Below are 7,479 nucleotides of genomic sequence, written 5' to 3' on the forward strand. Positions count from 1 at the left end.
GTCTTGCTGTGCAGCATGGGGCGCGGCAAGGTGTACGCCCGGGGGTCGCCCGCCTGCGCCAGCCGCGAGAGCGCCGGGCCGCCCGGATAGCCCAGGCCGAGCAGCTTGGCGCTCTTGTCGAAGGCTTCGCCAGCGGCATCGTCGAGCGTCTCGCCCAGCAGCTCGTATTGCGCCACGCCATCGACGCGCATCAGCTGCGTATGCCCGCCCGAGACCAGCAAGGCAACGAAAGGGAAAGACGGGGCATCCGGGGCCAGCAGGGGCGACAAGAGATGCCCTTCGAGGTGGTGGATGGGCAAGGCCGGCAGGCCCAGGCCCCAGGCGAACGCGCGCGCGAAGCTTGCGCCCACCAGCAAGGCGCCGGCCAGGCCCGGGCCGGCCGTATAGGCCACGGCCCCCAGGTCGGCCGGCTGCACGCCGGCCTCGGCCAGCACCTGCCGCGTCAGCGGCACGATGCGCCGGATATGGTCGCGCGAGGCCAGCTCGGGCACCACGCCGCCGTATTCGCGGTGCATGGCCACCTGGCTGTGCAGGGCGTGCGCCAGCAGGCCCCGCCGGGTGCAGGCGATGGCCACGCCGGTTTCATCGCAAGAACTTTCGAATCCAATGATCAGCATAATCAGCCGTGAGTGTACATCCACCCCAAAAAGGGTTTTAGAATGAGAGCGGCACGCTGACGCGCCATGCAAAAAAAACCACCCAGGAAGAGACCATGCTCGAACAATTTTTCAAGCTGCATGACCACGGTACCAACATACGGACCGAAATACTGGCCGGACTGACCACGTTCCTGACGATGTCCTACATCATCTTCGTCAATCCGGACATTCTCTCCAGCACCGGCATGGACCGCGGCGCGGTCTTCGTGGCCACCTGCGCCGCGGCGGCGCTGGGCTCCCTGATCATGGCCTTCCTGGCCAACTGGCCCATCGGCATGGCGCCCGGCATGGGGCTGAACGCCTTCTTCGCCTTCACCGTGGTCGCCCAGATGGGCTATTCCTGGCAGCAGGCCCTGGGCGCCGTGTTCATCTCCGGGGTGATCTTCGTGATCCTCACGGTCACCGGCATCCGCGAATGGCTGGTGGCCGGCATCCCCCCATCGTTGCGTTCGGCCATCGCGGCCGGTATCGGCCTGTTCCTGGGCATCATTGCGCTGGGCTCGGCCGGCATCGTCGTCGACAACCCCGCCACCAAGGTGGGCCTGGGCAACCTCACCGAGCCCACCACCCTGCTGGCCATACTGGGCTTTTTCATCATCACCGCACTGGCGGCCCTCAAGGTGCGGGGCGCGATCCTGATCGGCATCCTGGTCATCACCCTGCTGTCCATGATGGCCGGCTTCACCGAATTCCAGGGTATTCTCGATACACCGCCCAGCCTGTCCCCCACGCTCTTCCAGCTCGACATCCTTGGGGTGCTCAATACCGGCTTCTTCCACATCATCCTGGTGTTCGTTCTGGTCGAAGTGTTCGACGCCACCGGCACCATGATCGGCGTGGCCACGCGCGCCGGCCTGATCCGGCCGGGCAACCCGGGGCGCCTGGGGCGCGCCCTGATGGCCGACAGCTGCGCCATCGTGGCCGGTTCCATGCTGGGCACCAGCAGCACCACGGCCTATGTCGAAAGCGCCTCGGGCGTGCAGGCGGGCGGGCGCACCGGTCTGACGGCCCTGGTGATCGCGATCCTGTTCCTGCTCGCCTTGTTCCTCTCGCCGCTGGCCGCCGTCGTGCCGCCCTATGCCACGGCGCCCGCCCTGCTGTACGTGGCGTGCCTGATGCTGCGCGAGCTGGTCGACATCTCCTGGGACGACATCACCGAATCCGTCCCGGCGTCCATCGCGGCCATGTCCATGCCGCTCACCTATTCCATTGCCAACGGCCTGGCGTTCGGCTTCATCAGCTATGTGGTCATCAAGGCGCTGTCGGGGCGTTTCCGTGAAATCCATCCGGCCACTCTGCTGGTGGCGGTCCTGTTCGTCATCAAATACGCCCTGTTCCCCGAATAACCACCGTCACAGCGGCCGCGCCCGGCCGCGCCGCTCTGGGGCCGCGCCTGCCGTGCGGTGCCCCGGGCCGGCACCCCACCATCCCGCCAGGCAGCCCCCAGGGGCTGCCTTTTTGCATCGGGGACTTGCAAGTGCGTACACTGGCCCCATCTACTAATTGCACTCATCGCGTGCAGGAGCCCGGTTCCTGTTTCGCCACAACCACGGAGGCTCCATGAGCGTCATCGAACTCGACCAAAACACCTTCCAGGCCGCCACCGAGGCCACTCAACCGCTGATCATCGATTTCTGGGCCCCATGGTGCGGGCCCTGCCGCCAGTTCGGCCCGGTATTCGAAGCGGCCGCCGAAAAACACCCGGATGTCACGTTCGCCAAGATCAATACCGAAGAGCAGACCGAGCTCGCCTCGGCCCTGCGCATTCGCTCCATCCCCACGCTGATGGTATTTCGCGAAAACGTCCTGCTGTTCCAGCAGGCCGGTGCCCTGGCCCCCAACCAGCTCGACGATCTGCTCAAGCAGGTCAAGGAACTCGACATGGCCAAGGTGCACGCCGAAATCGCCGAGCAGGAAAAGGCCTCGGCCACCAAGCACTGATCCGGCAGCGTCCACATCATCGGCCCGCTCATCGGCCCGCGGGCCGGCGCGCGCGGATCGTCAGGCGTCGTCCAGCACGCTGAATTCACCCTGGCCACGGGTCAGGTCCGCCAGCAGCGCCTGCCAGCGGGGCAGTTCCTCGCGCAGCAGGCGCAGGCGCCAGACCACGCCCGCCGCGTCGTAGTCGGCCTGCTCGATCTGGCCGCCACCGGCCAGCAGGCGCGCCTGCACGCGGTCGACGTCGGGATATGGGCAGGTGCAGCGCACCAGGCACTCGTCGCGCAGCGGGCGCTTCGGCGCCAGGCGCAGGCACTCGGCCGCCGCCCCGCCATAAGCGCGCACCAACCCGCCCGTACCCAGCTTGATGCCGCCAAACCAGCGGATCACCAGCACCACCACCTGGTCACAACCCTGGCTGTCGATGGCTTGCAGGATGGGCCGTCCGGCGGTGCCGCCCGGCTCGCCGTCGTCGTGGAAGCGATACGCCTGGCCCAGGCGCCAGGCCCAGCAATGATGGCTGGCCCCGGCATCGAAATGAGCCTGCAGGAAGTCGCGTACCGCGTCTTCAGAAGCAAGCGGGCCCGCCAGCGCCAGAAAGCGGCTCTTGCGCACGACGGTTTCGTGGCGCGCCAGCCCCGTCAGGGTGTGCCGCATGCGCCCGCCCCCTCTTTGGCCCTGGGCCCCGGGCCGTGCTCAGGCTTCGATGCCCTGCGAGAACAAGTAGTCGTCATACGAGCCAGGGTAATCCACCAGGCGGCCATCCGGGAAGATCTCGATGATCCGCGTGGCGATGCCCGAGACGAACTGGCGGTCGTGCGAGACGAACACCAGCGTGCCTTTGTACTGCTCGAGCGCGTACTGCAGCGATTCGATGGACTCCATGTCCAGGTGATTGGTGGGCTCGTCCATGAGCATCACGTTGTGGCGCCCCAGCATCAGACGCCCGAAGCTCATGCGGTTTTTCTCGCCCCCCGAGAGTACCCGCACCGGTTTGCCGATCTCGTCGCCCGAAAACAGCAGGCGCCCCAGCACGGAGCGGATGGCCTGGTCCTCGTCGCCGGGCTGGCGGTACTCGGCGAGCCACTCGAAGAGGTTGCGGTCGGAATCGAACTGGTCGGATACATCCTGCGCCATATAGCCGAGGTCCGCGTTCTCGGACCAGCGCACCTGGCCGGCATCCGGCTTCAGATCGCCCGCCAGCAGGCGCAGCAAAGTGGTCTTGCCCACCCCGTTGGCGCCGATGATGGCCACCTTCTGACCGGCCTCGATCATGGTGGACAGCCCCTGGATGATGGGCCGGTCCCAGGCTTTGGCGAGCGCCTCGACGTGCGCGGCCTGGCGGTGCAGGATCTTGTTGACCTCGAAGCGGATGTAGGGATTCTGCCGCGAAGACGGCTTGACCTGCACCGTTTCGGCCTTGATGCGATCGATCTGCTTGAGGCGCGAGGTCGCCTGACGCGACTTGGACTTGTTGGCCGCGAAGCGGCGCACGAAATCCTGCAGCTCCGAGACCCGCTCTTTGGCCCGGGCATTGGCTGCCAGCTGGCGCTCGCGCGCCTGGGTGGACGCCAGCATGTAGTCGTCGTAATTGCCCGGATAGATCTGCAGCTCGCGATAATCGAGGTCGGCCATGTGGGTGCAGACCTGATTGAGAAAATGGCGGTCGTGGCTGATGATGATCATGGTGCTGTCGTAGCCGTTCAGCACCCCCTCGAGCCAGCGGATGGTATTGATGTCCAGGTTGTTGGTGGGCTCGTCGAGCAGCAGGACGTCGGGGTTCGAGAACAGCGCCTGGGCCAGCAGCACGCGCAGCTTCCAGCCCGGTGCGATCTCGCTCATGGGGCGTTCATGCTGCTCGACGGGGATCTCGAGCCCCAGCAGCAGCTCGCCGGCCCGCGCCTCGGCCGTGTAGCCGTCGTATTCGGCAAACCGGCCCTCGAGCTCGGCGGCGCGCATGTAGTCATCCTCGGTCGCTTCGGGGTCGGCGTAAATCGCGTCGCGCTCGCTCATCACCTGCCACATTTCGGCATGCCCCATCAACACCACGTCCAGTACCCGGTGCGCCTCGAAGGCGAACTGGTCCTGGTGCAGCTTGCCCATGCGCAGACCCGGTTCGAGGCTGACGTGACCCGACGTGGGGTCCAGGTCGCCGCCGATGATTTTCATCAGGGTGGACTTGCCCGACCCATTGGCGCCGATCAGGCCGTAGCGGTTGCCATCGCCGAACTTGACGCTGACATTTTCAAACAGGGGTTTGGCACCAAACTGGATGGTGAGATTGCTGGTGGATATCACGATAGGGAATCAACGGAAGGCCATGATCCGCGCCCATCAGCGGGCACGGCAAGGCGGGGTGCGAGGCTGGCGGCCACGATGGGCAGCCAGAAACAGGTTAACCCGGCATTTTAACAGGTGGAGAGTATCTGCAGGGCCTTGGGCAGCGCCTGGGGCAAATCCTCGGCCAGCAGCCCCCAACCCAGCTGGTCGGCCGCCAAACCATGCAGCCAGACGGCCGCACAGGCCGCCTGGAAGGCTGGCATACCCGCCGCCAGCAAGCCTGCGACGCAGCCCGCCAGCACGTCGCCCGTGCCGCCCGTGGCCAGCGTGGGCGGCGCGTTGTCATTGATGACGGCGGCGCCGTCGGGCGCGGCGATCACCGTGTCCGCCCCTTTGAGGAGCACCACGGCGCCGCAGTCGCGCGCCGCCGCCCGGGCGCGCAGGAGCTTGTCGCCCGCGTGCCCGAACAAGCGGGCGAACTCGCCTTCGTGGGGCGTCAGCACGCAGTGCCCATGCAGCGCGGCCAACAAAGGCCCGGGTTGGGCCTCGAAGGCGCTGAGTGCGTCGGCATCGAGCACGCAGGGCCGCCCGGTGGCCAACACATCCAGAACCTGCCGACGGGCGCGCGCATGGCGCCCCAGGCCCGGCCCGATCACCAGGGCGTTGCGCCGCCCATCGGCCAACGCGGCCTGCAGCGAACCATCCGCCGGCAGGGGCTCGACCATGACCGAGGTGAGCGCCCCCGCCTGTACGGCCCATGCCGGGGCCGGCACGGCCAGCGTGACCAGCCCGGCCCCGATGCGCGCGGCAGCCAGGCAGGCCAGCCGGCTCGCGCCCGGCATGTGCGCCGAGCCGATCACCAACACGTGGCCCCGACGGTACTTGTGCCCCCCCAGGGATGGCCACGGAAAGCCCGCCCGCCAGAGATCCGGATGATTGGCCCAGGTGGCCACCGGCAATGCGCCCAGTACGCCGGCTGGAATGCCGATGTCGGCGCACACCACCGCCCCGCACAGGGCGCGCCCCGGCAGCAGCAGATGCCCGGGCTTGCGACGAAAGAAGGTCACGGTGAGTTCGGCCTGCACAGCCACACCCGGGCATTGCCCGCTGCCGCCATGCAGGCCCGTGGGGACATCCACCGCGCACACCGGCGCGGCGCACGCGCGCACGGCCTCGAGCAGCACGGCAAGCGAACCCGTTGGCGCACGATCGAGGCCCGCGCCCAGCAGGGCATCGACGACCAATTCTGCACCTTGCAGGAAAGCCGGCCCGGCGGCCTCGACCGGCCCAGCCCAGGTGCCCGCCGCCCACGCCGCATCGCCACGCAACGCGGCATGATCGCCCCACAGCGCCAAACGCACCGGCCAACCGGCTTGCTGCAGCAGGCGCGCCGCGACGAAGCCGTCGCCCCCGTTGTTGCCGGGGCCGCACAACACACGCACCGGCCGGGGCGACCAACGCGCACAAATGGCCTGCGCCACGGCTGTGCCCGCCGCCTCCATCAGCCGCACGCCCGGCACCCCGGCCGCCATCGCGGCGCGGTCGGCCGCGGCCATCTGCAGCGGATCGAGCAACACGTACGCGTCGGATGCCGGGCGGCTCATGTCGGGCTCAGTCGGGTTGCGCGAGTTTCTTGCGCAGGTCGAATTTCTGGATCTTGCCGGTGGACGTCTTGGGCAGTTCGCCAAAGATGAAATGGCGCGGCACCTTGAAGCCCGCCAGCAGGGCCTTGCAATGCGCGGTGAGGTCTTCGGCCGTGACCTGGGCATCGACCTTGAGCTCGACGAAGGCGCATGGGGTCTCGCCCCAGCGCTCGTCGGGCTGCGCCACCACGGCGGCGGCCAGCACGGCGGGATGGCGATACAGCGCATCTTCGATTTCGATGGAGGAAATGTTCTCGCCCCCCGAAATGATGATGTCCTTGCTGCGGTCCTTGATGCGCATGTAGCCATCGGGGTACTGCACCGCCAGGTCGCCGCTGTGGAACCAGCCGCCCGCAAAGGCCTGGCGGGTGGCGCCCGGGTCTTTCAGGTAGCCCTTCATGCAGATGTTGCCCTGGAACATGATCTCGCCCATGGTCTGCCCATCGGCCGGCACCGGCTGCATCGTGACCGGATCCAGCACCCGCGCGGCCTGCTGCAGGTGGTAGCGCACGCCCTGGCGTGCGTTGAGCGCCGCCCGCTCGCCGATATCGAGGGTGTCCCAGGCATCATGCTTGGGACACACGGTGGCCGGCCCATAGACCTCGGTCAGCCCATACACGTGGGTGAGATCGATGCCCAGGGCCTCCATGCCCTCGATCATGGACGCCGGCGGCGCCGCACCGGCCACCATCGCGCTGATGCCGGCCGGAATGGCGTCGCGCAGCGCCTGGGGCGCATTGACCAGCATGCTTTGCACGATGGGCGCACCGCAATAATGGGTCACCCCGTGTTCGACCATGCGCGCCACCATGGCATCGGCATCGACCCGCCGCAGGCACACGTTCACCCCCGCGCGGGCGGCGACTGTCCAGGGAAAGCACCAGCCATTGCAGTGGAACATGGGCAGCGTCCATAAATAAACCGCATGCTTGGGCATGTCCCACTCGAGAATATTGGAA

7 protein-coding genes are annotated in these 7,479 nt (G+C 67.4%); 2 read left to right on the forward strand and 5 right to left on the reverse strand.

Annotated features, from left to right (window positions below):
• Window positions 1–617, reverse strand: a 617-nt coding sequence (locus WCZ84_RS13200; protein WP_372686742.1) for a tRNA (adenosine(37)-N6)-threonylcarbamoyltransferase complex transferase subunit TsaD, incomplete at its 3' end; no start/stop codon positions are given.
• Window positions 618–712: 95 nt separating this feature from the next.
• Here WCZ84_RS13200 and WCZ84_RS13205 point away from each other — a divergent pair.
• Both WCZ84_RS13205 and trxA read left to right on the forward strand, forming a co-directional pair.
• Complete coding sequence (locus tag WCZ84_RS13205; protein ID WP_372686743.1) at window positions 713–2,005, forward strand: NCS2 family permease; 1,293 nt, start codon at window positions 713–715, stop codon at window positions 2,003–2,005.
• A 214-nt stretch (window positions 2,006–2,219) separates the two neighbouring features.
• Entirely contained in the window at window positions 2,220–2,600 is a 381-nt protein-coding gene (trxA, locus tag WCZ84_RS13210; RefSeq protein ID WP_372686744.1) for a thioredoxin, read from the forward strand.
• A gap of 60 nt (window positions 2,601–2,660) precedes the next feature.
• Here the strand turns inward: trxA and WCZ84_RS13215 are convergent, their stop codons facing one another.
• The 4 genes from WCZ84_RS13215 to WCZ84_RS13230 form a co-directional block, all read right to left on the reverse strand.
• On the reverse strand, window positions 2,661–3,254 hold the full coding sequence (locus WCZ84_RS13215; protein WP_372686745.1) for a YigZ family protein: 594 nt from the start codon (window positions 3,252–3,254) through the stop codon (window positions 2,661–2,663).
• Between the two features lie 39 nt (window positions 3,255–3,293).
• Complete coding sequence (locus WCZ84_RS13220) at window positions 3,294–4,895, reverse strand: ABC-F family ATPase (protein WP_372686746.1); 1,602 nt, start codon at window positions 4,893–4,895, stop codon at window positions 3,294–3,296.
• A 110-nt stretch (window positions 4,896–5,005) separates the two neighbouring features.
• Entirely contained in the window at window positions 5,006–6,481 is a 1,476-nt protein-coding gene (locus tag WCZ84_RS13225; protein WP_372686747.1) for an NAD(P)H-hydrate dehydratase, read from the reverse strand.
• Between the two features lie 7 nt (window positions 6,482–6,488).
• On the reverse strand, window positions 6,489–7,479 hold a 991-nt coding region (locus WCZ84_RS13230), incomplete at its 5' end, for an AMP-binding protein (RefSeq protein WP_372686748.1).

This window comes from Castellaniella sp. (assembly GCF_041675725.1).
Classification (GTDB): domain Bacteria; phylum Pseudomonadota; class Gammaproteobacteria; order Burkholderiales; family Burkholderiaceae_B; genus Castellaniella.

Coding starts and splice junctions, on each gene's coding strand:
- WCZ84_RS13205 (WP_372686743.1), top strand. CDS start 713: ATGCTCGAACAATTTTTCAAGCTGCATGACCACGGTACCAACATACGG.
- trxA (WP_372686744.1), top strand. CDS start 2,220: ATGAGCGTCATCGAACTCGACCAAAACACCTTCCAGGCCGCCACCGAG.
- WCZ84_RS13215 (WP_372686745.1), bottom strand. CDS start 3,254: ATGCGGCACACCCTGACGGGGCTGGCGCGCCACGAAACCGTCGTGCGC.
- WCZ84_RS13225 (WP_372686747.1), bottom strand. CDS start 6,481: ATGAGCCGCCCGGCATCCGACGCGTACGTGTTGCTCGATCCGCTGCAG.